19 protein-coding genes and 1 pseudogene are annotated in these 24881 nt (G+C 69.3%); 13 read left to right on the forward strand and 7 right to left on the reverse strand.

Annotated elements, in window-relative coordinates:
- Positions 1-2 precede the first annotated feature (2 nt).
- The 6 genes from pta (at position 3) to ACU5E9_RS15800 (ending at position 6694) form a co-directional block, all read left to right on the forward strand.
- Entirely contained in the window at positions 3-2219 is a 2217-nt protein-coding gene (pta, locus tag ACU5E9_RS15775) for a phosphate acetyltransferase (RefSeq protein ID WP_456810837.1), read from the forward strand.
- Positions 2216-3409, forward strand: a complete 1194-nt coding sequence (locus tag ACU5E9_RS15780) for an acetate/propionate family kinase (protein ID WP_456810838.1) — start codon at positions 2216-2218, stop codon at positions 3407-3409. The genes pta and ACU5E9_RS15780 overlap by 4 nt, the downstream gene beginning before the upstream one ends.
- A 191-nt stretch (positions 3410-3600) precedes the next feature.
- Complete coding sequence (locus ACU5E9_RS15785; protein ID WP_456810839.1) at positions 3601-4005, forward strand: YccF domain-containing protein; 405 nt, start codon at positions 3601-3603, stop codon at positions 4003-4005.
- Between the two features lie 161 nt (positions 4006-4166).
- Complete coding sequence (locus ACU5E9_RS15790) at positions 4167-4874, forward strand: hypothetical protein (protein ID WP_456810840.1); 708 nt, start codon at positions 4167-4169, stop codon at positions 4872-4874.
- Between the two features lie 205 nt (positions 4875-5079).
- Positions 5080-5961 carry an SDR family oxidoreductase gene (locus ACU5E9_RS15795; RefSeq protein WP_456810841.1) on the forward strand — a complete coding sequence of 294 codons (882 nt, stop codon included), beginning with the start codon at positions 5080-5082 and terminating at the stop codon, positions 5959-5961.
- Positions 5951-6694 (forward strand): histidine phosphatase family protein, encoded by a 744-nt coding sequence (locus tag ACU5E9_RS15800; RefSeq protein ID WP_456810842.1) that lies wholly within the window; start codon positions 5951-5953, stop codon positions 6692-6694. Before ACU5E9_RS15795 ends, ACU5E9_RS15800 begins: the two co-directional genes overlap by 11 nt.
- Before the next feature lie 409 nt (positions 6695-7103).
- On the opposite strand, the gene ACU5E9_RS15805 is transcribed toward ACU5E9_RS15800, so the two are convergent.
- From ACU5E9_RS15805 to ACU5E9_RS15830, 6 genes are all read right to left on the reverse strand, one after another.
- Positions 7104-8096, reverse strand: a complete 993-nt coding sequence (locus ACU5E9_RS15805) for a manganese catalase family protein (protein ID WP_456810843.1) — start codon at positions 8094-8096, stop codon at positions 7104-7106.
- A gap of 116 nt (positions 8097-8212) precedes the next feature.
- Positions 8213-9280 (reverse strand): YihY/virulence factor BrkB family protein, encoded by a 1068-nt coding sequence (locus ACU5E9_RS15810; protein ID WP_456810844.1) that lies wholly within the window; start codon positions 9278-9280, stop codon positions 8213-8215.
- Between the two features lie 47 nt (positions 9281-9327).
- Positions 9328-9900 carry a DUF3618 domain-containing protein gene (locus ACU5E9_RS15815; RefSeq protein ID WP_456810845.1) on the reverse strand — a complete coding sequence of 191 codons (573 nt, stop codon included), beginning with the start codon at positions 9898-9900 and terminating at the stop codon, positions 9328-9330.
- Positions 9897-10313: a phage holin family protein gene (locus tag ACU5E9_RS15820; protein ID WP_456810846.1), complete on the reverse strand. Its 417-nt coding sequence runs from the start codon at positions 10311-10313 to the stop codon at positions 9897-9899. The genes ACU5E9_RS15815 and ACU5E9_RS15820 overlap by 4 nt, the downstream gene beginning before the upstream one ends.
- Entirely contained in the window at positions 10306-10983 is a 678-nt protein-coding gene (locus tag ACU5E9_RS15825) for a hypothetical protein (RefSeq protein ID WP_456810847.1), read from the reverse strand. Before ACU5E9_RS15825 ends, ACU5E9_RS15820 begins: the two co-directional genes overlap by 8 nt.
- Before the next feature lie 631 nt (positions 10984-11614).
- Entirely contained in the window at positions 11615-12676 is a 1062-nt protein-coding gene (locus ACU5E9_RS15830; RefSeq protein ID WP_456810848.1) for a LacI family DNA-binding transcriptional regulator, read from the reverse strand.
- Between the two features lie 145 nt (positions 12677-12821).
- Between ACU5E9_RS15830 and ACU5E9_RS15835 the strand changes: the two genes are divergently transcribed.
- The 7 genes and pseudogenes from ACU5E9_RS15835 to ACU5E9_RS15865 all read left to right on the forward strand — a co-directional run.
- Entirely contained in the window at positions 12822-13766 is a 945-nt protein-coding gene (locus ACU5E9_RS15835) for a carbohydrate ABC transporter permease (RefSeq protein ID WP_456810849.1), read from the forward strand.
- Position 13767: 1 nt separating this feature from the next.
- Positions 13768-14715, forward strand: a complete 948-nt coding sequence (locus tag ACU5E9_RS15840) for a carbohydrate ABC transporter permease (RefSeq protein WP_456810850.1) — start codon at positions 13768-13770, stop codon at positions 14713-14715.
- Positions 14716-14809: 94 nt separating this feature from the next.
- The gene (locus ACU5E9_RS15845; protein WP_456810851.1) at positions 14810-16162 is read left to right on the forward strand and encodes an ABC transporter substrate-binding protein; all 1353 of its coding nucleotides are present in this window, start codon (positions 14810-14812) and stop codon (positions 16160-16162) included.
- Positions 16163-16246: 84 nt separating this feature from the next.
- The gene (gene arfA / locus ACU5E9_RS15850; protein ID WP_456810852.1) at positions 16247-17785 is read left to right on the forward strand and encodes an arabinosylfuranosidase ArfA; all 1539 of its coding nucleotides are present in this window, start codon (positions 16247-16249) and stop codon (positions 17783-17785) included.
- Positions 17782-20043, forward strand: coding sequence for a beta-galactosidase (locus tag ACU5E9_RS15855; RefSeq protein WP_456810853.1), 2262 nt, complete (start codon positions 17782-17784; stop codon positions 20041-20043). Before arfA ends, ACU5E9_RS15855 begins: the two co-directional genes overlap by 4 nt.
- Before the next feature lie 2 nt (positions 20044-20045).
- The gene (locus tag ACU5E9_RS15860) at positions 20046-21992 is read left to right on the forward strand and encodes a glycoside hydrolase family 35 protein (protein ID WP_456810854.1); all 1947 of its coding nucleotides are present in this window, start codon (positions 20046-20048) and stop codon (positions 21990-21992) included.
- 309 nt (positions 21993-22301) lie between these two features.
- Positions 22302-24080 (forward strand): annotated as a pseudogene (locus tag ACU5E9_RS15865) (DNA polymerase III subunit gamma and tau); the annotation flags it as partial.
- Here the strand turns inward: ACU5E9_RS15865 and ACU5E9_RS15870 are convergent.
- Positions 23978-24856, reverse strand: a complete 879-nt coding sequence (locus ACU5E9_RS15870) for a pentapeptide repeat-containing protein (protein WP_456813559.1) — start codon at positions 24854-24856, stop codon at positions 23978-23980. The pseudogene ACU5E9_RS15865 and the gene ACU5E9_RS15870 overlap by 103 nt on opposite strands.
- Positions 24857-24881: the final 25 nt, after the last annotated feature.

Here is a 24881-nt window from a genome sequence, read left to right on the forward strand (position 1 = left end):
CCGTGGCTCGAAGCATTTACATCACCTCCGCCGAGGGAAATACCGGCAAATCAACTATCGCACTCGGCGTTCTCGACACCCTGTTGCACTCCATCGAGCGGGTGGGCGTCTTCCGCCCCATCGCGCGTTCCAAGCACAAGCCTGACTACGTGCTTGAGCTGCTGCTCAACCACCTGCAGGCCGGCAAGCCCGCGGGCGCCAACCCGGGCGCGCAGCCCGCGCTGACCTACGAAGAGTGCGTCGGCGTCACCTACGACGACGTACACGCCGACCCGGATGCTGCTCTCGGCCGCATCGTGGCCCGCTACAAGGCCGTCGAAGCACAGTGCGATGCCGTCGTGGTCATCGGCAGCGACTTCACCGACGTGGGCAGCCCCACCGAACTGGCCTACAACGCCCGCATCGCCGCGAACCTCGGCGTGCCGGTGCTGCTCGTGCTCGCCGGCCGGGTCGCCTACGGCCAGGGCGAGGGCCTCGGCCAGAGCGACCAGCTCGGCCAGAGCGACCCGCGCACCAGCGACGACATCCGCCAGCTCACCGACGTGGCGCTGGCCGAACTGCAGTCCGAGCACGTGTCGCTGCTCGGCGTCGTGGTCAACCGCTCCGACCCCGACAACCTCAATGGCCTCATCGCCGCGGTGCGCGAGGGTGTCGACAACATGCCCGAGACCCCGGATTCCACCCACTCGGCCGTCGTGCCGGTCTGGGCCATCCCCGAGGACGCGTTCCTCGTGGCCCCGAGCATGAAGACCATCCTCGAAGCCACCCACGGCACCCTGGTGCAGGGCGACCCCGAGCTGCTCTCCCGCGAGGCGCTCAGCGTCGTCGTGGCCGCGATGTCGATGGTGAACGTGCTGCCGCACCTCACCGAGGGCGCCGTCGTCGTCATCCCGAGCGACCGCCCCGAGGTGCTGCTGGCCGCCCTGATGGCCAACTCCTCCGCCACCTTCCCGTCGCTGGCCGGCGTGGTGCTTGTCGGCGGTTTCGACCTGCCCGAGTCCATCGCACAGCTGATGAAGGGCCTCGCCCCGTCGGTGCCGATCATCCGCACCGACCTGGCCTCCTACGAAGCCGCGCTGCGGATCACCCACACCCGCGGTCGCCTCGCCGCCGACTCGCAGCGCAAGCACGACACCGCGCTGGCGCTGTTCGAACAGCACGTCGACGGTGCGGCCCTGCTCGACCGGCTCAAGGTGAGCCGCGCCGACGTGATCACCCCGCTGATGTTCGAATACACCCTGATCGAACGCGCCCGCCAGAACCGGATGCGCATCGTGCTGCCCGAGGGCGACGACGACCGGGTCCTCCGCGCCGCCGCCACCCTGCTGGCCCGCGACGTGGCCGACCTGATCATCCTGGGCGAGGAGTTCGAGGTGCGTTCGCGTGCCATCGGCCTGGGCCTGGACATCGCCAAGGCCAGCGTCGTCAGCCCGTTCGACGACGTGCTGCGGATGCGTTTCGCCGAGGAGTACGCCCGGCTGCGCGCCCACAAGGGCGTCACCATCGACCAGGCCCGCGACGTCGTCACCGATGTCTCGTACTTCGGCACGATGATGGTGCAGCTGGGACTTGCCGACGGCATGGTTTCCGGCGCGTCGCACACCACCGCGCACACCATCCGCCCCAGCTTCGAGATCATCAAGACCCGCCCCGGCGTGTCCGTCGTCTCCAGCGTGTTCCTGATGGCCCTGGCCGACCGGGTTCTCGTCTACGGCGACTGCGCGGTCAACCCCGACCCCACTGCCGCCCAGCTCGCCGACATCGCCATCTCGGCGTCGGAGACGGCCATCGAGTTCGGCATCGAGCCGCGCATCGCGATGCTGTCGTACTCCACCGGCGTCTCCGGCAACGGTGCGGATGTCGAAAAGGTGCGGGAGGCGACCGCGATCGTTCGCGAACGCCGCCCCGACCTCGCCGTCGAAGGCCCGATCCAGTACGACGCCGCAGCGGATGCCGCCGTGGCCGCCGCGAAGATGCCCGAGTCGGCCGTTGCCGGCAAGGCGAACGTCTTCATCTTCCCCGACCTCAACACCGGGAACAACACCTACAAGGCGGTGCAGCGCAGCGCTGGCGCCGTGGCGATCGGCCCCGTCCTGCAGGGCCTGCGCAAACCGATCAACGACCTTTCCAGAGGAGCACTCGTGCAGGACATCGTGAACACCGTGGCGATCACCGCCATCCAGGCCGCATCGCTCGCAGCGGTGGTGGCAGCAGTATGACCGCCATCCTCGTCATCAACTCCGGTTCCTCGTCGTTCAAGTACCAGCTGATCGACATTGACACCGAGACCGAACTGGCCGGCGGACTCGTCGAGCGCATCGGTGAGGCCACCGGGCACGCCCGGCACACCAACACCGCCTCGGACGCCGGCCGCCAGGAAGCGAACCTGCCGATCCCCGACCACACCGCGGGCTTCGACGTCATGATCGCCGCGTTCGCCGAGCACGGCCCGCAGCTCTCCGACGCCAACCTCATCGCCGTGGGCCACCGCGTCGTGCAGGGTGGCAGCATCTTCACCGGCCCGACCGTGATCGACGACGCCGTGCAGCAGCAGATCGCCGACCTGGCCGACCTCGCCCCGCTGCACAACCCGGCACACGTGCAGGCCATCGTCGCCGCCCGGGCGAACTTCCCCGACGTGCCGCACGTCGCCGTCTTCGACACCTCGTTCCACCTCACCATGCCGGCGGCCGCGTACACCTACGCGATCAACACCGAGCTGGCCGCGAAGCACAGCATCCGCCGCTACGGCTTCCACGGCACGTCGCACAAGTTCGTCTCAGAGGCCGCCGCCGAGTTCCTCGGTCGCCCGCTGGCCGAGCTGAAGACCATCGTGCTGCACCTGGGCAACGGCGCATCCGCCACCGCCGTCGACGGCGGCAAGTCGATCGACACGTCGATGGGCCTCACCCCGTTGCAGGGCCTCGTGATGGGCACCCGCTCGGGCGACATCGACCCTGCCGTGCTGTTCCACCTGCACCGCAAGGCCGGCCTGTCGGTCGACGAGCTCGACACGCTGCTCAACAAGAAGAGCGGCATGCTCGGCCTCACCGGCAACGGTGACATGCGCGACGTCGAAGACGCCGCCGTGGCCGGCGACGCCGTGGCCCAGGCCGCGCTCGACGTCTACTACCACCGCATCCGCGGCTATGTGGGCAACTACATCGCCCAGCTCGGCGGCCTCGACGTGATCGTCTTCACCGCCGGTGTCGGCGAGAACTCCGGCATCATCCGCGCCGGCGCCCTCGCTGGTCTCGAAGGCCTCGGCATCGAGATCGACCCGGCGAAGAACGACCCGTTCTCCCGCGTCGCCCGCGTGGTGTCGACGGATGCGTCCCGCGTGACGGTCCTCGTGATCCCCACCAACGAGGAACTTGAGATCGCCCGCGAGTCCCGCGCGGTCATCTAACCCTTCGGTTCACCGAGACTGGCCCAAATCCGCTAGTGCGGAGGCCACCTCAACTAGCAAATTTGGGCCACCCACGGATTCGACTCCGTGGGTGGCCCATCTTTGCTAGTGCGGAGGGTCTCGCCACTAGCAAATTTGGGCCACCCATGGGTGGGGGCGAGCGGATGCGGCAGCTGCGGTAGAGTTCCCGCGTGCGTACCCTCCTCAACCTGATCTGGCTCGTCCTCAGCGGCTTCTGGCTCTTTCTCGGCTACGTGGCCGCGGGCGTCGTGCTGTGCATCCTCATCATCACCATCCCCTGGGGCATCGCCTCCTTCCGCATCGGCATCTACGCGCTCTGGCCATTCGGCCGCACCATCGTGGACAAGCCGTCCAGCGGCGCTTTCTCGTTTCTCGGCAACGTGATCTGGGTCATCCTGGCCGGCTGGTGGCTCGCCCTCGCGCACATCGTGTCCGGTATCGCCCTCTGCGTCACGATCATCGGCATCCCGCTCGGCATCGCGGACTTCAAGATGGTGCCCATCTCCCTCGCCCCGCTCGGCAAGGAGATCGTGCCCACCGGCGGCGAATTCGACCGGGCGTTGTCCCGCAAGTGACCTCGGGTCGCCGAGCAATCTGAGAAGAATTCAGCGCCGGGCGTGACGATGCTCCGACTGTGCCCGTCTGAGGTAAGTAGCCCGCAGTTAGGGCGGATGCGCCGGCACCGGCCATCCAGACGTGTCGTTCCACTCGGCACCATCGTTCGAAGGAGAACCTCATGACGTCAGCAGAGAACGAACCCCGCCAGGCCCCCGCACCCCTGGCATCCGGCGACCCCCAGCCTGCCGCCTACCCCGCCACCGGCACCAACCCCGCCACGGGCCCTGCCACCAGCGTTAACCCCGCCACCAGCGGCCACACCATGCGCGAAGACGTGGTGGCCAGGCAGAAGGAAGAGTTCGGCGGCATGAAGTTCGGCACCGCCTTCTTCGGTTGGCTCACCGCCACCGGCGCAGCAGTTCTCCTCACGGCTCTGGTCGCGGGCGCAGGGGCCGCCGTCGGGCTCGGCACCCAGGCCGACCCGGCCCAGACAACGGATGCCGCCGCCGAGAACGCCGCGACCGTCGGCCTGATCGGCGCCATCGCCCTGGGTGTCGTCGTGTTCATCGCCTACTTCTGCGGCGGCTACGTCGCCGGCCGGATGGCACGGTTCAGCGGCGCCAAGCAGGGCATCGCTGTGTGGCTGTGGGCGCTGATCGTCGCCGTGATCCTGGCCATCGTCGGCGCCATCGCCGGCGGCCAGTTCAACGTCCTCTCCGACCTGAACAGCTTCCCGCGCATCCCCATCAACGAGGGCGATCTCGCCCTGGGCAGCATCATCACGGCCGTCGCGATCGCCGTCGTCAGCCTCGGCGGCGCCATCCTCGGTGGCCTCGCCGGCATGCGATTCCACCGCCGGGTGGACAAGGCCGGCCTGGGTCAGTAGTCCCGGCCAGTCCGCATTGCCGTGTGGGTCGGTGTCTCCGCGCGCATCGTCGTGGCTTCAGCATGAATCATGACGTTTGACGCCCGGGCACCGTCTCAGCCATAGCGGGACATTCCCGGCGCACGCACGGCGCCGCTCACCCTCCTGCGCCGCTCCATCCCGCGCCGCATCGGCCCGGATCCACCTCGATAAGGAGCCCTCACGCATGAGCACCCCCACCGAAGACCCCACCACCAAGTACTTCTCCGACGGCTTCCCCAAGCAGGAGCAGGACCAGCCCGGCCTCACCGACGTGACCGAGCCGCGCCCCGACCACGGCGAAGACACCTACGAGGGTAGCGGCAAGCTCACCGGCAAGCGCGCCCTGATCACCGGCGGCGACTCCGGCATCGGCCGCGCCGTCGCCATCGCCTACGCCAGGGAGGGCGCCGACGTCGCCATCTCCTACCTGCCCGAAGAGCAGGCGGATGCCGAGTCCACCGCGGCCCTGATCCGCGCCGCCGGCCGCACCGCCCTGCTGCTGCCCGGCGACATCCGCGAGGAGGGACACTGCATCTCGATCGTGAACGAGACCGTCGCCGAGCTCGGCGGGCTGGACATCCTGGTGCTCAACGCCGCCTACCAGGAGAACCGCGACGGCCTGGAGAACCTGTCCACGAAGGAGTTCGACCGGGTCTTCAAGACCAACCTGTACGCCACCCTGTGGATTGCGCGCACCGCCATCCCGCACCTCGCGCCGGGCTCGTCGATCATTTCCACCTCGTCGATCCAGGCGTCGAGCCCGTCGCCGGAGCTCATCGACTACGCCATGACCAAGGCCGCCCTGGTCGCTTTCACCCAGGCTCTCGCGCAGCAGCTGGGCTCCACCGGCGTGCGGGTGAACGCCGTGGCGCCGGGCCCGATCTGGACCCCGCTGATCCCGGCGACCTCGTGGCCGGAGAAGCTGCCCACCTTCGGGCAGGACACCCCGCTCGGCCGCGCCGGGCAGCCGGCCGAACTCGCCGGGGCGTACGTGTTCCTGGCCTCCCCGGAGGCCTCGTACATCTCGGGCGCCGTGGTGCCCGTCACCGGCGGTCGTGGCTTCTGACGCCGGACTCCGGCAGAACCACTCCCTGACGCGCAAAGGAGCGACGTCGGTACTGCTCGTGCGGCACGGCGAGAGCACGGCGAACGTCGCCGCGGCCGCGGCCGAGTCCACCGGTGCCGAGGTCGTCGACCTGCCGGTGCGCGACGCGGATGTTCCGCTCACCCGCACCGGTACCGACCAGGCCGAGGCGCTGCGGCGCTGGTTCGACGCCCGGCCGGCGGGGGAGTACCCCGACTCGGTGTGGGTGTCGCCCTACCTGCGCACGCCGCAGACCGCGCGCATCGCCCTCGCAGGCCGGCCGGATGGCGCGCGTCCGGTTCCGGACGAACGTGTGCGCGACCGCGAACTCGGAGTCGTCGAGCTGCTTACCGGCCGCGGCGTCGAGGCGCGGATGCCGGTTGAAGCGGCCCGCAGCCGCCGGCTGGGGCCGTATTACTACCGGCCGCCCGGCGGTGAGTCTTGGGCGGATGTGAGCTTGCGCATCCGCTCGTTCCTGACCGCGCTCGACGCCGACGGCGTCGGCCCGACTGCGCTCGTGGTGTCACACGATGCCGTCATCATGCTCTTCCGGGCGGTCTGCGAAGGCCTCGCCGAGCCGGACATCCTGCAGCTCGCCCGCACCGGCCCGGTGCTGAACGCCTCGATCACCCGCCTGGTCCGCCCCGACCGCCACACCCCGTGGCGGGTGCACACCTACAACGACGTCACCCACCTCGCCCCAACACACCCCTAGGCATGTTGCGAGGTCTCGACAAGCTCGACCAACGATCGGGCACGCTCCGCAAGCACGTCGCGATGTCGTCCGCGAGGCGCACCCCTTCCGCTGGTCGAGCTTGTCGAGACCCGGTGTGACGTCCTGTGGATGTCGCGGCAGCGACCCGCAGGCACGTCGCGAGGTCCTCCGCGAGACGCACCCCTTCCGCTGGTCGAGCTTGTCGAGACCCGGTGAGACGTCCTGCGGATGCCGCGGCAGCGACCCGCAGGCACGTCGCGAGGTCCTCCGCGAGACGCACCCCTTCCGCTGGTCGAGCTTGTCGAGACCCGGTGAGACGTCCTGCGGATGCCGCGGCAGCGACCCGCAGGCACGTCGCGAGGTCTCGACAGGCTCGACCAACGAGCGGCCGCGCCCGCCCGGCAGGGCCCTACTTGGCCTTTGAGGTGGACTTCGACGCGGGCTTCGGCGCGGCTGCGGTCGGGCCGTAGAACGCCTCCACCTCGGCCATCTCCATGGCCGCGGTGGCCTGGATCAGTTCGAGCAGCGCCGGGTCCAGCCCGGGAGCGAACTCCTCCATCCGCTCGTCGGCGATCACCGACGGCACACCCTCCGGCGCCTGCTCGTCGGCGACGAGCTTGGTGCCGTCCTTGGACGGCGACATGCCCTGGTAGATCTTGCCCGCCTCGGACTGGCCGGCGAGGTCGAAGGTGTACTGCTTGCTGTGCAGACCGAGGTCGAGCAGCTTCTTCACCTCGGGGAACTTCTCCGCGTTGGTCTTCGGGATCGGCAGCAGGGTGTTCCAGTTCACGCCGAGGGTCTCGAGTGCCTTCGCGTACGCGTTCTCGTGGGCCTGGTCGCGCACGATCAGGTACGAGATCGTCGAGCGGGCGGTCTTGTTCTCGGTCATCTCGTAGATCCGGCACTTCTGCAGCCGGCCGGTGGACTCGAGCATCAGGTTGTAGAGCAGGTCGAGCACGAGGTTGCCGGAGTTGTAGACGTAGCTGCCGCTCCACGGGTTGCCGACGGCGTCGACCGGCAGCGCACCCTGCGCGCCGACGAGGTAGTGGTGGATGTTGCTGTGGTCCAGCGCGATCTCCAGCGGGATCGCCCCGGCGGACCCGGGCTTGTCCAGCGGGTCGGTGACCTTGCCCTGGTAGCGCGGCGAGCCATCCAGCAGCCGGGAGATGGTGGTGCCGATCAGTTCGACGTGGCTGATCTCCTCGGTGCCGATGCCCTGGATCAGGTCGCGGTACGGCTTGGCCGCCGCGCCACGGAAGTTCATCGACTGGAAGAGGTACTGCATCATGGTGCGCATCTCGCCGAACTGGCCGCCGAGGCCCTCCTGCAGCGCGTTGGCGGCGGCCGGATCCGGCTCGTCCTGCGCGATGTCGTGGATGAGTCGTTGCACGTGGAAGTACATGGGTGTTCCCTTCGATGGTGGTGCGAATGGGGAAAGCGTGGAGCCGTGCGTGAAGCGTCGTCGGTGAGCGGTCGAAGGGTGGCGGCGAGCGGATGCCTCGGCGTCAGCGCCGGGTATCAGCGCTTGGTGTCGGCGTGCTCGGCGGCGTCCTTGCGGAGCTTCCGGCCAGTGGCGATGTCCTCGCGGTCTTTCAGGGCCGCCTTGTCGCTCTTGCGGGTGTCCCGCGGCGGCAGCTGGATCTCCTCCTCCGCCGCGATGCCGGCCTGGAGCTGCCGGCCGCGTTCGAGCTCGGCGTCGAACTCGGCGCCGAACAGCAGGGCGAGGTTGGCGATCCAGAGCCAGAGCAGGAAGATCACCACACCGGCGAGCGACCCGTAGGTGCGGTCGTAGTTGGAGAAGTTGGTGACGTAGAGCCCGAACAGGAACGATGCGATCACCAGGGTGATCAGCGCCAGCAGCGCGCCCAGGCTGATCCAGCGGAACTTGGGCTGCTTGGCGTTCGGGGTGGCGTAGTAGAGGATCGCGATGATCAGCACCGCGGCCAGGGCCAGGATCGGCCACTTCACGATGGACCAGACGATCTGCACGGTCTCGCCGAGGCCGAGGGCGCTGCCCACCGCCTCCGTTACGGGCCCGGAGACGATCAGGATCACGAGCATGATCAGGATCAGCAGGATGCTCACGATCGTCACGAACAGCTGCATCGGGCGCAGCTTCCAGAACGGCCGGCCCTCTTCGATCTCGTAGATCCGGTTCATCGCCCGGCTGAACGCGCCGACGTAACCGGATGCCGACCAGACGGCCAGCACGATACCGAAGACCAGGGCGAACCCGGCGGCCGGCGACGAGCTGAATTGCTCGAGCGGGTCGCGCAGCACGTCGGCCGTGCCGCCGGGAGCCACCTGGTTGACGAGGTTGAGGATGGTGTCGACGGACTGTTGGCCCTGCCCGACGACGCCCAGCAGCGAGATCAGCGCGATCAGCGCGGGGAACAACGCCAGCACCGCGTAATAGGTCAGCGATGCGGCGATGTCGGTGCACTGGTCGGCGGAGAATTCCCGCAGCGTCTTCTTGAGCGCGTACTTCCAGGACGGCTTCTTCACCTCACCCGGTGTATCCGGCTTGCGCGGATCATTGGGGGAGGGAGCAGCGTTCTTCGCCGCGGTGCTGTCGTTGCGGGCCACCGGTACATCTCCTCGTTCTCGTCGTGCGATTGGTGCGGGTGCTGTGGTTAGACCGTGTCCTGCCCGGCGTGCGTGGCGGTGTCGCGCACCTCGCCGGCGGATGCGGTCGTCTCGGACTTCACCGTGCCGGCGGCATCCGTGGCGGTTCCCTTGACGGCCTCGGCTGCGTCGGTGAGCGGCTGCTTGAGGTTCTCGCCGACGTCCTTCGCGGCGCCCTTGACCTCGTTGACCAGCGGCTCGGCGGCGTCCTTGACGTTGGCCGCGACCTTCTTCTCCACGGTGCTGGCGGGGATCAGCGACGACGCCAACCAGCCGATGCCGAACGCGATCAGGCCGACGGCGAGCGGGTTGCCCTTGGCCTTGTCGACGGCGTTGTGGGCCATGCCGGAGGCCTCGTCGGCCACGCCGCCGAGGGAGTCGCCGGCGTCGGATGCGCTACCCATGACCTTGTCCTTCACCGAGGAGAACGCTCCTCGTACCTTGTCGGTTTGGCGCTGCACGATCTTGCCGGGGGTGACCTTGTCGGCCAGCGCGTCGACGTCGGCGCCCAGGTCGCGGCGGGTGTTCTCGATCTGGCTCCGCAGAACTTCGGGGTCGGAGCTGGGGGTGGAGATGCTCATCGGTTTTCCTCGTTTCGTTTCAGTGCGTCAGGGATGTGTTTCAGGGAGTCGACGGTCTCGGGTGCGCCCTTGACCGCCTTCATCTCGTTGCGGCCGAGCACGAACAGCACCGCGCCCACGATGGCCCAGATGACGGCGACGATCACGGCCGCCCAGGCGATGTCGACCACGTGGCCGAGGCCCCACCAGGCGGCGAGCGACAGGAACAGGACGGTCAGGTGGCCGGCGTACCCGGCCCCGCCGAACAGTCCGGCGCCCTTGCCGGCGCGGGTGGCCGACTGCTTGACCTCGGCCTTGGCCAGTTCGACTTCCTGGCGCATGAGGGTCGAGACGTCGCGGGTGACCTCACTGAGCAGGTCGCCCAGGGAGGTGTCCGCCGCCTTGCGTTCTGAGGGGGTGGGCAGGTCACTCATCGTCGCGCTTCCCCTGGTACTCGTTGTACTCCGCGGCGAGCGGGGCGCCGGCGCCGGCGGGGGTGCCGGTGGTGTTGCCCAGGCCGTACTCGGTGCCATAGTCGTCGGTGGTGCCGACGCCGTAGTCGGTGCCCGTCTGGCTGTGCACACCGGCCGCGGTGCCGCTGGCGGTCGAATCCGAGTCGGAGGACTCCTTGGCCTCGGCGATCACCGAGCGGGTCAGGCGACCGGCGACGACGCCGGCGACGGCCGCGATGGCGATGAACATACCGGGACGGCGACGGGCGAAGCCCTTGACCTCGTTGAGCAGGTCAGCCGGTTCGCGCTGGTCGAGCCAGTCCGCGATGCCGGCGGCGCGGGTGGCGGCCTGCTGGGCGAGGTCGCTGGCCACACCCTGGGTCTCGGACTTCTCAGACATCGAACCGAACTCGTCACTGAGCGAGCGGATGCCGGAGGCGACCCGCTTCTGCTGCGACGCGGCCTGGTCCTTGAGTTCGCCCTGGGTCTGGCGGTAGAGGTCCTTCGCCTGCTGCTTGGTTTCGCTGCCGACCTTGTGCAGTTCATCCTTGGCGACGCCCGCAACGTGCTGGCCGGCGGCGACCGAGGTGTCCTTCACTTCAGCGGCGCGTTCCTTGGCCTCGGGTGCTGATGTTGGATACGTGTTCGACATGACTCTCCTTGAGAAATCGAGTACATAGGGCGTCGCGGCTCGGCGCCCGGGTCGTGATCGGACCATTTTTATTCGGCGCAAACGCCGTTTCAAGCACTTGGCGACAACTGGTGATTTCGGATTTTTTCTGTGACGAAACAAGCTTTTCGCCGTCTATATATAGGCGCAGCGGCTGCGGCAACTTCCCCGCCGGAGGGGGTAGCGCGCAACCCCGAACACGGGTACATTGCGCCGGTTTTCGGCCATATTGCGACACACGCATCCGTCGCGGGGTCTCGACAGGCTCGACCAACGAGTGGGAGCGCCCCGCAGTCATCCGTGGGTTTCAAGCGCGACGCGACCGCCCCGCTGGTCGAGCCTGTCGACGCCGTGCTGAGCCTGTCGAAGTAGACCCGGTGGGCCGGCCTGGGGACGCCGCGGCAGCGCCCCATAGGCATCCGTGGGTTTCGGGCGCGTCGCAACCGTCCCGCTGGTCGAGCCTGTCGACGCCGTGCTGAGCCTGTCGAAGTGGACCCGGTGAGCCGGCCTGCGGATGCCACGGCAGCGCCCTGAGGCACGTCACGGGGTCTCGACGAGCTCGACCAGCGAGTCGGGGCGCCCTATCGGCATCCGCCGGCCGAAAGCGGTGCAGCTAGCGGGGCGGGGGCGCCGTGCTCGCTCGCACCACGAGGTGGGTGGGCACGATGGTGGTGCCGGGGCCCACGGCCGCGGGGGAGTCGATCTGGGCGAGCAGCTTCTCGATGCAGAGCCGGCCGACCTGGCCGAAGTCCTGGTGCACGGTGGTCAGCGGCGGCCAGAACGCATCCGCCTCGCGCATGTCGTCGAAGCCGACCACGCTGCAGGATGCCGGCACCGACCGGCCGGCCTCGTGCAAGGCCCGCATCACGCCGAGGGCCATCTGGTCGTTGGAGGCGAAGATCGCCGTGACTGCGGGGTCCGCGGCGAGCCGCACCCCGTGCTCGTACCCGCTCTGCGCGTTCCAGTCACCCACCAAAACCGGCGGCACCGTGGCGCCGGCTGCCTCGAGCGTCTGCCGCCAGGATGCCGTGCGCCGCCCGGCCGAGTACGACGACTCGGGCCCGGCGATGTGCAACACCGTGCGGTGCCCGAGGTCGAGCAGGTGCTGGGTGGCCAGCCGGGCGCCCTCGGTCTGGTCGGTGTCCACCACGGTGTACCGGGCGCCGGCGTCGGAGTCGACGATTACGACGGGCAGCCCGGTCGGCACCGTTACGTCGATCCGGTCCAGGATGTGCGCTTCCATGATGATCACAATGCCGTCCACGGCCTGCTCGGCGAGCCGGTTCACGGCGCCGGCGACCTCGCCCTGGGTCGGCAGCGCCACCGGCAGCAGGGTGATCGAGTAGCCGGCTTCGGCGGAGGCGGTGGCGACGGCATCGAGGGTGCGCATGTTGCCGAAGCTCGACAGGGTGAACATAATCACGCCGATGGTGCGGAACCGGCCGGACTTGAGCGCCCGGGCGGCGCTGTTGGGCCGGTAGCCGATCTCGTCCATGGCCGCGAGCACGCGGTCGCGGGTGTCGGCGTCCACGTTGCTGCGGGCGTTCACCACCCGGGAGACCGTCTGCGAGGACACCCCGGCCAGCGCCGCGACATCCGCCATCGACGGCTGGCGCCCGGCGCGCACCGGGGGAGCGGAGCGCACGCCGTCGGCCGTGCCGTCGGTCGGGCTCATCGTTGCCACGTGCCCTCCCGGGTCCCAGAAAAATTTCAATATGTTTACGTAAACATGCTAGCGTGCTCAACACGGAATGTTTACGTAAACATGGCGTTCCGGTTTCACCCTCCATTGCACCACCACCGAGCCAGAGAAAACAGGCATGACGACGCTGTCAACACTCCCCCCTAGTGGCCAGGCCCCCAGTACCCAGGCGCTGCAGAAGCCCCGCAAACCGCACGTGCAGAAGCGCGACTGGACCGGCTGGAAGTTCATCGGCCCGTTCATGATCGTCTTCGCCCTCGTGCTCATCGCGCCGGTGCTGTACTCGATCTACCTCAGCTTCTTCAAGGACCAGCTCGTCGGCGGCAACTCCTTCGTCGGCTTCGAGAACTACGGCCAGGCGCTCACCGATCCCAAGTTCTGGGAGTCGATGGGCCGGGTCACCCTGTTCTTCGTCGTGCAGGTGCCGATCATGCTCGGCATCGCCCTGTTCGCGGCCCTCGCCATCGACAGCGCGCGCCTGCACCTGTCCAGCTTCTTCCGCATCGCGATCTTCCTGCCCTACGCGGTGCCCGCCGTGGTCGCCACCCTCATGTGGGGCTTCATGTACGGCACCAAGTTCGGCCTGGTCGGCAACCTCAACGACTTCTTCGACCTCGCCATCCCCAACCCGCTCGGGGCCAGCTGGGTGCTCGCCGCGATCGGCAACATCGTCACCTGGGAATTCATCGGCTACAACATGATCCTGTTCTACGCCGCCCTCCGGGTGATCCCCACCGACCTCTACGAGGCCGCGTCCCTCGACGGCGCCAACGCGTTCCGCATCATCCGCAGCATCAAGATGCCGGCCCTGCGCCCCGCGATCGTCATCGGCGGCATCTTCTCGGTGATCGGCAGCTTCCAGCTCTTCAACGAGCCGAGCATCCTGCAGTCGCTGGCCCCGAACACCATCTCCACCTACTTCTCGCCGAACATGTACGCCTACAACCTGTCGTTCTCGGGTCAGCAGTACAACTACTCGGCCACCATCGCGATCATCGTCGGCCTCATCACCGCTGTCATCGCCTACATCGTGCAGAACTCCGGTTCGCGAAAGGAGGTCTGAGATGTCGACCATTGACCAGACCCGAGTGAACGACAAGGCCGACAAGGCGCCGCGGATGTCCCGCTACACCAGCGAGAAGAAGGCCGGCAAGTCCAACCAGGGCCTGCACACCCGAAAGTCCATCATCCTCACCGTGGTCATGGGCGCCCTGCTGATCTACAGCCTGCTGCCCCTGTTCTGGCTGTTCGTGAATTCCACCAAGACCCAGTCCGAACTGCTCAACTCGTTCGGCCTCTGGTTCTCCGGCGACTTCGCCCTCTGGGACAACATCGTCGCCACCCTCACCTACAACGACGGCGTGTTCGTCCGCTGGTTCGGCAACACGGTGCTCTACGTCGTCGTCGGCGCCGGCGGGGCCACCTTCCTGGCCGCGCTCGGCGGCTACGGCCTGGCCAAGTTCAACTTCCCGGGCAAGAAGGCCGTCTTCGCGGTCGTGCTCGGCGCCGTCGCCATCCCCGGCACCGCGCTGGCCGTGCCCACCTTCCTCATGTTCAGCCAGATGGGCCTCACCAACACCCCGTGGGCGGTCATCCTGCCCTCGCTGATCAGCCCGTTCGGCCTGTACCTGATCTGGACCTACGCCATGGACGCGGTGCCCACCGAGGTGCTCGAGGCCGCACGGATGGATGGCTCGGGCGAGTTCCGCACCTTCTTCACCATCTCGCTCAAGCTGCTGGCCCCCGGCCTTGTCACGGTGCTGCTGTTCACCCTGGTGGCCACCTGGAACAACTACTTCCTGCCCCTGATCATGCTGAGCGAACCGACCTGGTACCCGCTCACCGTCGGTCTCAAGCAGTGGAACATGCAGGCCCAGACCGTGGGCGGCGACGTCATCTACAACCTCGTCATCACCGGTTCGCTGCTCACGATCGTGCCGATCGTCGTGGCGTTCCTGTTCCTGCAGCGCTACTGGCAGTCCGGCCTCGCCGCCGGCTCCGTCAAGGCGTAACCGCAACTTCTCACCCGTAGTACCTGCCCAACCCGCACCATCCGTCATCCCACAGCACCGAACATCCGTTTACAAGGAAGTGAAAGGCACCCCAATGAAGGCACCACACAGCAACACCCGCCTGCGCCGCACCGCGCTCGCCGTCGCCACCGGACTCGCCCTGAGCGTCTCCCTCGCAGCCTGCGCCTCCACCGGCGGAGGCGGAGCCACCACCGGCAACGCCGACGACATCGAGGCCGCACTGCAGGAGAAGACCACGCTCACCGTCTGGGCCTGGGCCCCGGCCGTGGAAGACATCGCCACCGCGTTCGAGGACAAGTACCCCAACGTCACGGTCGACGTGGTCAACGCCGGCACCGGCAACGACCAGTACATCAAGCTGCAGAACGCGATCAAGGCCGGCTCGGGCGCCCCTGACGTGGCCCAGATCGAGTACTACGCGCTGCCGCAGTTCGCGCTCTCCGAAGCCCTCGTCGACCTCAGCGACTTCGGCATGGACTCGCTCGAAGACCAGTACACCGCCAGCACCTGGGGTTCGGTGAACCTCGACGGCGGCGTCTACGCCCTCCCGCAGGACTCCGGCCCCATGGCCATGTTCTACAACAAGGCCGTCTTCGACCAGTACGGCCTCACCGTCCCCACCACCTGGGACGAGTACATCGCCACCGCCGAGAAGCTGCACACCGCCAACCCGGATGCCTACATCACCAACGACACCGGCGACGCCGGCTTCGCCACCAGCATGATCTGGCAGGCCGGCGGCCAGCCGTTCACCACCACCGACTCCACCGACGTGGAGATCAACCTGCAGGACGAGGGCTCGAAGAAGTTCGCCGACACCTGGAACCAGCTGATCGAGAACGACCTCATCGCCCCGACCGCCAGCTGGAGCGACGAGTGGTACCGCGGCCTCGGCGACGGCACCATCGCCACGCTGAACATCGGCGCCTGGATGCCCGGCAACCTGGAGTCCGGCGTGCCGGAGGCCTCCGGTGACTGGCGTGTTGCCCCGCTGCCCGTCTACGAGGCCGGCGACACCGCCAGCGCCGAGAACGGTGGCGGCGGCGACGCCGTGCTCGCCCAGAGCAAGAACAAGCTCGCCGCGGCCGGCTTCGTCGAGTTCATGAACTCCGGTGAAGGCACCCAGATCTCCATCGACGCCGGCGGCTTCCCGTCCACCGTCGCCGACCTCGAGTCCGACGAGTTCCTCGGCTACGAGAGCGAGTACTTCGGCGGCCAGAAGATCAACGAGGTTCTGGTGCAGTCCGCCAGCGACGTCGTCGAAGGCTGGAGCTACCTGCCGTTCCAGGTCTACTCGAACAGCATCTTCTCCGACACCGTCGGCCAGTCCTACGCCGACAAGTCCGACCTCAACGAGGGCCTGACCGCCTGGCAGAAGGCGATCGCGTCCTACGGCAACGAGCAGGGCTTCACCGTCACCGAGTAACACCGCGGTAAGGAGGGTGGGCCAGTCCGACCGGGACGGCCCACCCTTCGTGCATCATCAGCTTCCAACCAGAGGACCACCCCCGTGTTTCACGCCCGGCTCAGCATCACCCGCGACGACGTCGTGGCCCCCGTCTCGTCCCGGCTGTTCGGCTCCTTCGTCGAGCACATGGGCCGCTCGGTGTACACCGGCATCTACGAGCCCGGCCACCCCACCGCCACCCCGGCTGGCTTCCGCCAGGACGTGCTCGACCTGGTGCGCGAGCTGAACCCCAGCCTGATCCGCTACCCCGGCGGCAACTTCGTCTCCGGTTTCCGCTGGGAAGACAGCGTCGGCCCCGTCGCCGACCGGCCGACGCGCCTGGACGTGGCCTGGCACAGCGTCGAAACCAACGAGGTAGGGCTGCACGAATTCGCCGACTGGGCGGATGCGGCCGGCGTCGAGATCATGCAGGCCGTGAACCTGGGCACCCGGGGCATCGCGGAAGCCGCGGCCCTGCTCGAATACTCCAACCACCCCGCCGGCACCGCGCTCAGCGACCAGCGCCGGGCCAACGGCCAGGGCGAACCGTTCGGCATCCGGGTCTGGTGCCTCGGCAACGAGATGGACGGCCCCTGGCAGATCGGCCACAAGACCGCCGACGAATACGGCCGCCTCGCCGCCGAGACCGCCCGGGTGATGAAGTGGGTCGACCCGAGCGTCGAACTCGTCGTCGCCGGCAGCTCCAACGCCGAGATGCCCACCTTCGGCAGCTGGGAACGCACCGTGCTCGAGCACACCATCGAGCTCGTCGACCACATCTCGCTGCACGCCTACTACGAGGAAAAGCCCGGCGACCTGGGCAGCTTCCTCGCCTCCGGCGTGGGCCTCAGCCGCTTCATCGGCGACGTCGCCCAGATCATCGACGAGGTCACCGTTGCGCAGGGCCTCGACACGTTCGTCGGCATCAGCGTCGACGAGTGGAACGTCTGGTACCAGACCCGGTTCAACGAGGTCGACAAGGCCCCGCTCTTCGCCGGCGACTGGAACACCCAGCCGCGCCTGATCGAAGACGAGTACAACGTCAGCGACGCCGTCGTCGTCGGTTCACTGCTGATCACCCTTCTGCAGAACAGCGACCGGGTCTCCATGGCCAACCTCGCCCAACTCGTGAACGTGATCGCGCCCATCCGCTCCGAGCCGAACGGCCCGGCCTGGCGCCAGACCACCTTCTTCCCCTTCGCCCTCACCGCCGCCGCCGCGCGCGGCGCCGTCCTGGCCGCCACGATCCACTCCGACACGTACGACACCGCCCAGCACGGCACCGTCGACCTGCTGGATGCCGCGGCAACCGCAACCGACGAGGAGATCGTCTTGTATTTGGTCAACCGTTCCAGCACCAGCCCGCTCACCCTGGAGGTGGACCTGGCCGGCGCCCCCGCCGCCGCGGTGCTCTCCGCGCAGAGCCTGTTCGCGCCAGCGGGCGGTGACCGGTTCGCCACCAACGCCGTCGACCATCAGGACACGGTGCGCCCGGTGGGCCTGGCCGACGTCGTGCTGACGGATGACGGCACCGCCGTCACGGTCGAGCTGCCCGCCCTGTCCTGGTCCATCGTCCGTCTCTCCGCCAAGGTCGCAGCATGAGCGTCCAGGCACGTCACGAGGTCTCGACAAGCTCGACCAACGGAATGGTCGCGACCACACGCTGGTCGAGCTTGTCGAGACCCGCTGACTCGGACCCGACCACCGCACCCCGCTGGGTGCGCTGGCCCGAGGCGCACACCCTCGCCGACGGCACCGAGAGCCTGCCCGCCGGCGCCGCCCGCATCGGCTTCGGCGCCGACTACAACCCCGAGCAGTGGCCCGAAGAGGTCTGGGCCGAGGACGTCCGCCTGATGCGCGCGGCCGGCGTCAACATCGTCAGCGTCGGAATCTTCTCCTGGGCGCTGCTGCAGCCCACCCCCAGCACCTGGGACTTCGGCTGGCTCGACCGCGCCATCGACCTGTTGCACGCCAACGGCATCGCCGTCGACCTCGCCACCGCCACCGCCAGCCCGCCGCCGTGGCTCACCGAACTGCACCCCGAGGTGCTCCCGGTGAACCGTCAGGGCGAGACCATCTGGCCCGGCGGCCGCCAGCAGTGGCGCCCCACCTCGCCCATCTTCCGCCGCTACGCCCTCGCGCTGGTCGAGAAGATGGCCATGCGCTACGCCGACCACCCGGCCCTGTCGATGTGGCACATCAGCAACGAGCTCGGCTGCCACAACGTCTACGACTACTCGGATGACGCCGCCGTGGCGTTCCGGGACTGGCTCGATGCCCGCTACGGCTCGCTCGTCGAGCTCAACCGGGCCTGGGGCACCGCTTTCTGGTCGCAGAACTACACCACCTGGAACCAGATCCTGCCGCCGCGCCTCGCGGCCACGCATCCGAACCCCACCCAGCAGCTCGACTTCGCTCGCTTCTCCAGCGACGCCCTCAAGGACTACCTCATCGCCGAGCGCGAGATTCTCCGCCAGGTGACCCCGCAGGTGCCGATCACCACCAACTTCATGGTGATGGGCGAGACCCGCGGCATGGACTACGCCGACTGGGCCGGCGAGATCGACGTGGTCTCCAACGACCACTACCTGCTCGTGGCCGACCCGGCCGCGTTCGAAGAGCTGTCGTTCTCCGCCAACCTCACCGGCCAGATCGCCGGCCGCGCCCCCTGGTTCCTGATGGAGCACTCCACCAGTGCCGTGAACTGGCAGCCGGTGAACCAGGCCAAGTCGCCCGGCCAGCTGCGCCGCGACAGCCTCACCCACCTGGCGCACGGTGCCGACGCGATCTGTTTCTTCCAGTGGCGCCAGTCCCTGGCCGGCGCGGAGAAGTTCCACTCCGCGATGCTGCCGCACGCGGGGGAGGACAGCACAGTGTTCCGGAGCGTCGCCCGCTTCGGCGCCGAACTCGGCAACCTCGCCTCGGTCGCCGGTAGTCGCACCAAGCAGGCCCGCATCGGCATCCTCTTCGACTGGGACTCCTGGTGGGCCTCCGAGCTCGACTCGCACCCCACCGAGCTGCTGCGCTACAAGGCCGAGGCCATGGCCTGGTACACCGCCGCGCTCGCGAACGGCGTGCAGGCCGACATCGTGCCCGCTCGATCGGTGCTGAACGGGCACGGCCTCACCGGCGCTGCACTTGATGGCTACGACATCGTGGTCGCGCCGATGCTCTACCTGGTGCCGCAGAACCTGGCGGATGCCCTGGCCGAGTACGCCCGCACCGGCGGTCACCTCGTGGTCGGCGTGTTCTCCGGCATCGCCGATAAAGACGACCACATCCACCCCGGCGGCTATCCCGGCGCGTTCCGGGAGCTGCTCGGCGTGCGTGCGGAGGAGTTCGGCGGCCTGCTGCCCGGCCAGACCGTCACCCTCACCGGTGACCTGCCGGCCGGCTCCACCGGGTCGCTGCTCACCCACGACGTCACCGTGCAGCCCGACGTCGAGGTGCTCGCCCGGTTCGACGACGGCCCGTTCCCCGGCGTGCCGGCCATTACCAGCCGGGTCGTCCCGGCCGGGTCCGGTCGCGCCGGTAGCACCGGCCGGGCCAGTTTCGTGGCCACGGTGCTCGACCGCACCGCCCTCACCGCCCTCGTCGGCCGGTTCGCCGCCGAGGCCGGCATCAGCTCACCGCTGCCGGCGGATGTGCACGGCACCGTGCAGCTCGCCGTGCGACAGGGCCGCGACGAGGAGTACCTCTTCTACATCAACCACTCCGCGCAGCCGGTGACCGTGGCGCTGACCCCGGCCGACGGCCGCCTCGGCGCGCTCGACCTCGGCGGCAGCACCCTCGCCGCCGACGCGCTCACCCTGCCCGCCACCGGCGTCGCCGTGTTGCGCCGCCCCCGAACGGAGGCCTGAGCATGGGCGACGTCACCACCCCCGGCACCTCGACCGGGACCACCCCTGCCACTTCGACGGGCGCCACCTCGACCGCCACCCCGGGCACCTTCGCGATCGGCGACAAGGACTTCCTCCTCAACGGGCAGCCGTTCCGGGTGCTCGCCGGGGCCATCCACTACTTCCGGGTGCACCCCGACCACTGGGCCGACCGCATCCGCAAGGCCCGCCTGATGGGGCTGAACACCATCGAGACCTACGTGGCCTGGAACGCTCACTCGCCCGCCCGCGGCGACTTCGACACCGCCGGGCAACTCGACCTGGCCCGGTTCCTCGACCTGATCGCCGCCGAGGGCATGTACGCCATCGTGCGCCCCGGCCCATATATCTGCGCCGAGTGGGACAACGGCGGCCTGCCCGGCTGGCTGTTCGCCGACCCCGCCGTGGGCGTGCGCCGCAACGAACCGCTGTACATGGCCGCGGTGGCCGAGTACTTCGCCCAGCTGCTGCCGATCGTGGCGTCCCGGCAGATCGACCAGGGCGGCCCCGTCATCCTGGTGCAGATCGAGAACGAGTACGGCGCCTACGGCGACGACAAGGACTACCTGCGCGCGCTCATCGAGCTCAACCGGGCCGGCGGCATCACCGTGCCGCTCACCACCATCGACCAGCCCACCGACCAGATGCTCTCCGACGGCAGCCTGCCCGAGCTGCACAAGACCGGCTCGTTCGGTTCCCGCGCCACCGACCGGCTCGCCACCCTGCGCCGCCACCAACCGACCGGCCCGCTGATGTGCGCCGAGTTCTGGAACGGCTGGTTCGACCACTGGGGTGCGCACCACCACACCACCTCTGCGGAGGACAGCGCCCGCGAGCTCGACGACCTGCTCGCCACCGGCGCATCCGTGTCGCTGTACATGTTCACCGGCGGCACCAACTTCGGCTTCACCAACGGCGCCAACGACAAGGGCGTCTACCAGCCCACCGTCACGTCCTACGACTACGACGCCCCGCTGTCGGAGAGTGGCGAGATCACCGCCAAGTACCTCGCCTTCCGCCAGGTATTGGCCCGGTACGCGGGGGAGCCCGCCGAGCTGCCCGCCCCGGCCTGCCCCGCCCCGGTCTTCACGGTGGCGCTGGGCGAGTCGGTCTCGCTCTGGGACGCGCTGCCCGAACTCACCGACGTGTCCGCCGATCCGGTCGCCGGCCTGCCGAGCATGGATGCCCTCGGCCAGTACACCGGGTTCGCCCTGTACCGCAGCCGGCTGGTGCCGGGAGCGCGGGTGTTCTCGCTCGGCGAGGTGCGCGACCGGGCGCAGGTCTTCGTCGACCGCACCCCGGTGGGTGTCCTGCAGCGCGACCACCACGACCGCTCGATCAGCCTGCCACCGGGGGAGCGCCTCGACCTCCTCGTGGAGGACCAGGGCCGCGTCAACTACGGCCCCCGCATCGGCGAGGACAAGGGCCTCATCGGCCCCGCCACCCTCGACGGCGCCGAGCTCGCCGACTGGCAGGTGCTGCCCCTCGACGTGGACGGCTTCGCCCGCGCCGACAGCGCCCTGTACGCCCGTCAGCCGGGTCGCCGGGGCGTGCTTCTGCCGACCGGATCCGTGGACCTCGACCTCGACGTGGATTTCGATCTCGCCGCCAATCTCACCCCGACCGCGACGCCGACCGCGACGATCCTCGACTCAGACTCGCTCAGCGGCCCCGCGTTCGCGCGCGGCCGGTTCGTGGCCGAGCCCGGGGTCGACCTGTTCCTCAGCACCGCCGGCTGGGGCAAGGGCCAGGCCTGGATCAACGGTTTCAACCTCGGCCGGTTCTGGGATCGCGGACCCCAGACCACCCTCTACGTGCCCGGCCCCGTGCTGCGCGCGGAGAACGAGCTCGTCATCCTCTGCCTGCAGGGCACCGGGTCCGCGCGCGCCAGTTTCGTTGCCCGCCCCGACCTCGGCCACACCGACTTCTAGCTGCCCGCCCGCCCCGCCCGCCCCCGCCCGCGCCCGCCCGCGCCCGGCCACCGAGTTGCCCCGCTGCGGACGAGTTGCCCCGCTATACCGGGGCAACTCGACCGCACGGGGGCAACTCGGGTGGTGTCCACCCACCCCGTGTCGCGCCGCGGATGCCCGCGGTACGCGCCCATCCCGCTGGTCGAGCTTGTCGAGACCTGGCGACCCTGCCTGTGGACCGAACCGACCGTCGTGTCGGTGGCAGCAAGTACGATTGACCTCGTGGTTACCGCCCTGTATCGCCGTTACCGGCCAGAGACTTTTGCCGAAATGATCGGTCAGTCACAGGTGACCGATCCGCTCATGACCGCCCTGCGCACCAACAGGGTCAACCATGCCTACCTCTTCAGCGGGCCCCGCGGCTGTGGCAAGACCACCTCCGCCCGCATCCTCGCCCGCTGCCTCAACTGCGCAGAGGGCCCCACCGACACCCCCTGCGGCGTCTGCCCCAGCTGCGTCGAGCTGTCCCGCGACGGCAGCGGTTCCCTCGACGTGGTGGAGATCGACGCGGCCAGCCACAACGGTGTCGACGACGCCCGCGACATCCGCGAACGCGCCATTTTCGCCCCGGCCCGCGACCGCTACAAGATCTTCATCCTCGACGAGGCGCACATGGTCACCCCGCAGGGCTTCAACGCGCTGCTCAAGATCGTCGAAGAGCCGCCGGAGCACGTGAAGTTCATCTTCGCTACCACCGAGCCCGAGAAGGTCATCGGCACCATCCGCTCGCGCACCCACCACTACCCCTTCCGGCTGGTGCCGCCCGCGCCCATGCTCGACTACGTTCAGCAGCTCTGCGACAGCGAGCACATGACCGTGGCCCCCGGTGTGCTGCCGCTCGTCGTGCGCGCCGGCGGCGGGTCGCCCCGCGACACCCTCTCCCTGCTCGACCAGCTCATGGCCGGCAGCGACACGGATGCGATCGAGTACGAGCGCGCGGTCGCCCTGCTCGGCTACACCCACGCCACGCTGCTCGACGACGCCATCGACTCGATCGCCGCCCGCAACTCCTCGGCCGCGTTCGACGCCGTCGACCGGGTCATCCAGACCGGCCAGGACCCGCGCCGTTTCGTCGAGGACCTGCTCGAGCGCATGCGCGACCTCATCATCGTGGCCGCCACGAGCGCCGCGGGCGCCGCCGCCGTGCTGCGCGGTGTGCCGCAGGACGAGCTCGACCGGATGCAGGTGCAGGCGAGCAAGTTCGGCCCCGCCGAGCTCTCCCGCACCGCCGACATCCTCAACGCCGCCCTCACCGAGATGACCGGCGCCACCTCGCCGCGCCTGCACCTCGAGCTGATGATCGCCCGCGCCCTCATCCCCGCCACCGACGACACCACCCGCGGCGCGCTCGCTCGCGTCGAGCGCCTCGAACGCCGCATCGGCGTCGATGGCGGCCCGGTGGATGCGCCGGCCCCGGCCGCGCCCGCCTCCGCGTCGTCCCGTCCGCCCTCGGCCGCCCCGGCCCCGGCCGCAGCCCCGGTTGCGGCCTCGCCGGCCGGCACCCCGACGGCATCGCCCGCGCCCGCCCCGGCCAGTTCCGGCTGGGCCACCCGCGTGCCCGGGTCCCCGGCCGCCACCCCCGCCGAAACCGCCGCCGCGGCCGGCGCGGCCACGGGCGCGACCGCAGCCACCGGCACGAGCGCGGGCTCAGACTCCACCCCAGCCACCGGCGCACCCGCCTCCGACGCGGCCCCTGCCACGTCCGCGTCCTCCGGCGCCGCGGCCCCCTCATCCGCGACCGCCCCCACCGGCGCCGCCGACTCGGGTGCGCCGGCATCCGCCGGCACCGGCGCGTCTGCGCCGGCCTCGACCGAACCCGCCGCCGCGACCGCGCCGGCCGCTCCCGTTATGCCCGTCGGCCCGGTCACCCTGGCCCAGATCAAGGACGCCTGGCCGCAGATCCTCGACGCCGTCAAGGACGTCAAGCTCAGCGCCTGGCTCGTGGTCTACACCGCTCGGGTGCTCGACCTGCGGGGCGAGGACATCCTCGTGCTGTCCTTCCCCAGCGAGCAGGACATGCAGGGTTTCAAGGCGCAGCAGGCACCCGGCCAGGGTGTCAGCGAGTTCCTCCGCGGCGCCATCGTGAAGGTGCTCGGCCTGCGCGTCAAGTTCATCGCACGCGCCGACTCCGAAACCTTCGCGGCGGCTTCGTCCACCGACTTGCCCCCCTCCGGACGAGTTGCCCCGGTGCGCGGGGGCAACTCGTCCGCACCGGGGCAAGTGGCGGAGGGTTCTTCCCCGGTCCCGTCCAACACGGCGCCGTCGGGATCATCCGGTTCAGCACCGTCGGGCGCTCCGGCGGCCAACACAGCGCCGTCGAGTTCAGCGTCGTCCAACACTGCGCCGTCCACCACGGCGCCGACCAGTTCGGCTTCGTCCACCACGGCGCCGACCAGTTCGGCTTCGTCCACCACGGCGCCGTCGAGTTCAGCACCGTCCAGCTCGGCGCCATCCAGCTCGGCGCCATCCAGCTCGGCACCGCTGGCTGCTCCTGCGATCCGCCTTCCGCCGACCTCGACGTCGTCGTCGTCGGCTTCGGCCTCCCCGTCAACGAACTCGTCCGCCTTCGGCGCGCCCGCCGCCGACTCCGGCGGATCGACCTCGGGCACCGCCACGGCCACCGCAACGCTGGCACCGCCGACCACGGCGACCGGATGGGCCACCGTGGTGATCCCCGGATCCGCGGCCGCCCTGGCCGCCGCCGAGACCGCCGCCACCGAGCCGGCCGTCGTCGCCCCGTCGAGCAGTCCCGTTGCCAGCGCGCCGGCATCCGCCGCGCCGACCGCCGCCGCGACCCACGCACCCGGTCCGACCAGCGGGCCCATCGCCAACGCACCCGCATCCGGCGCT

This window comes from Cryobacterium sp. AP23 (assembly GCF_054075385.1).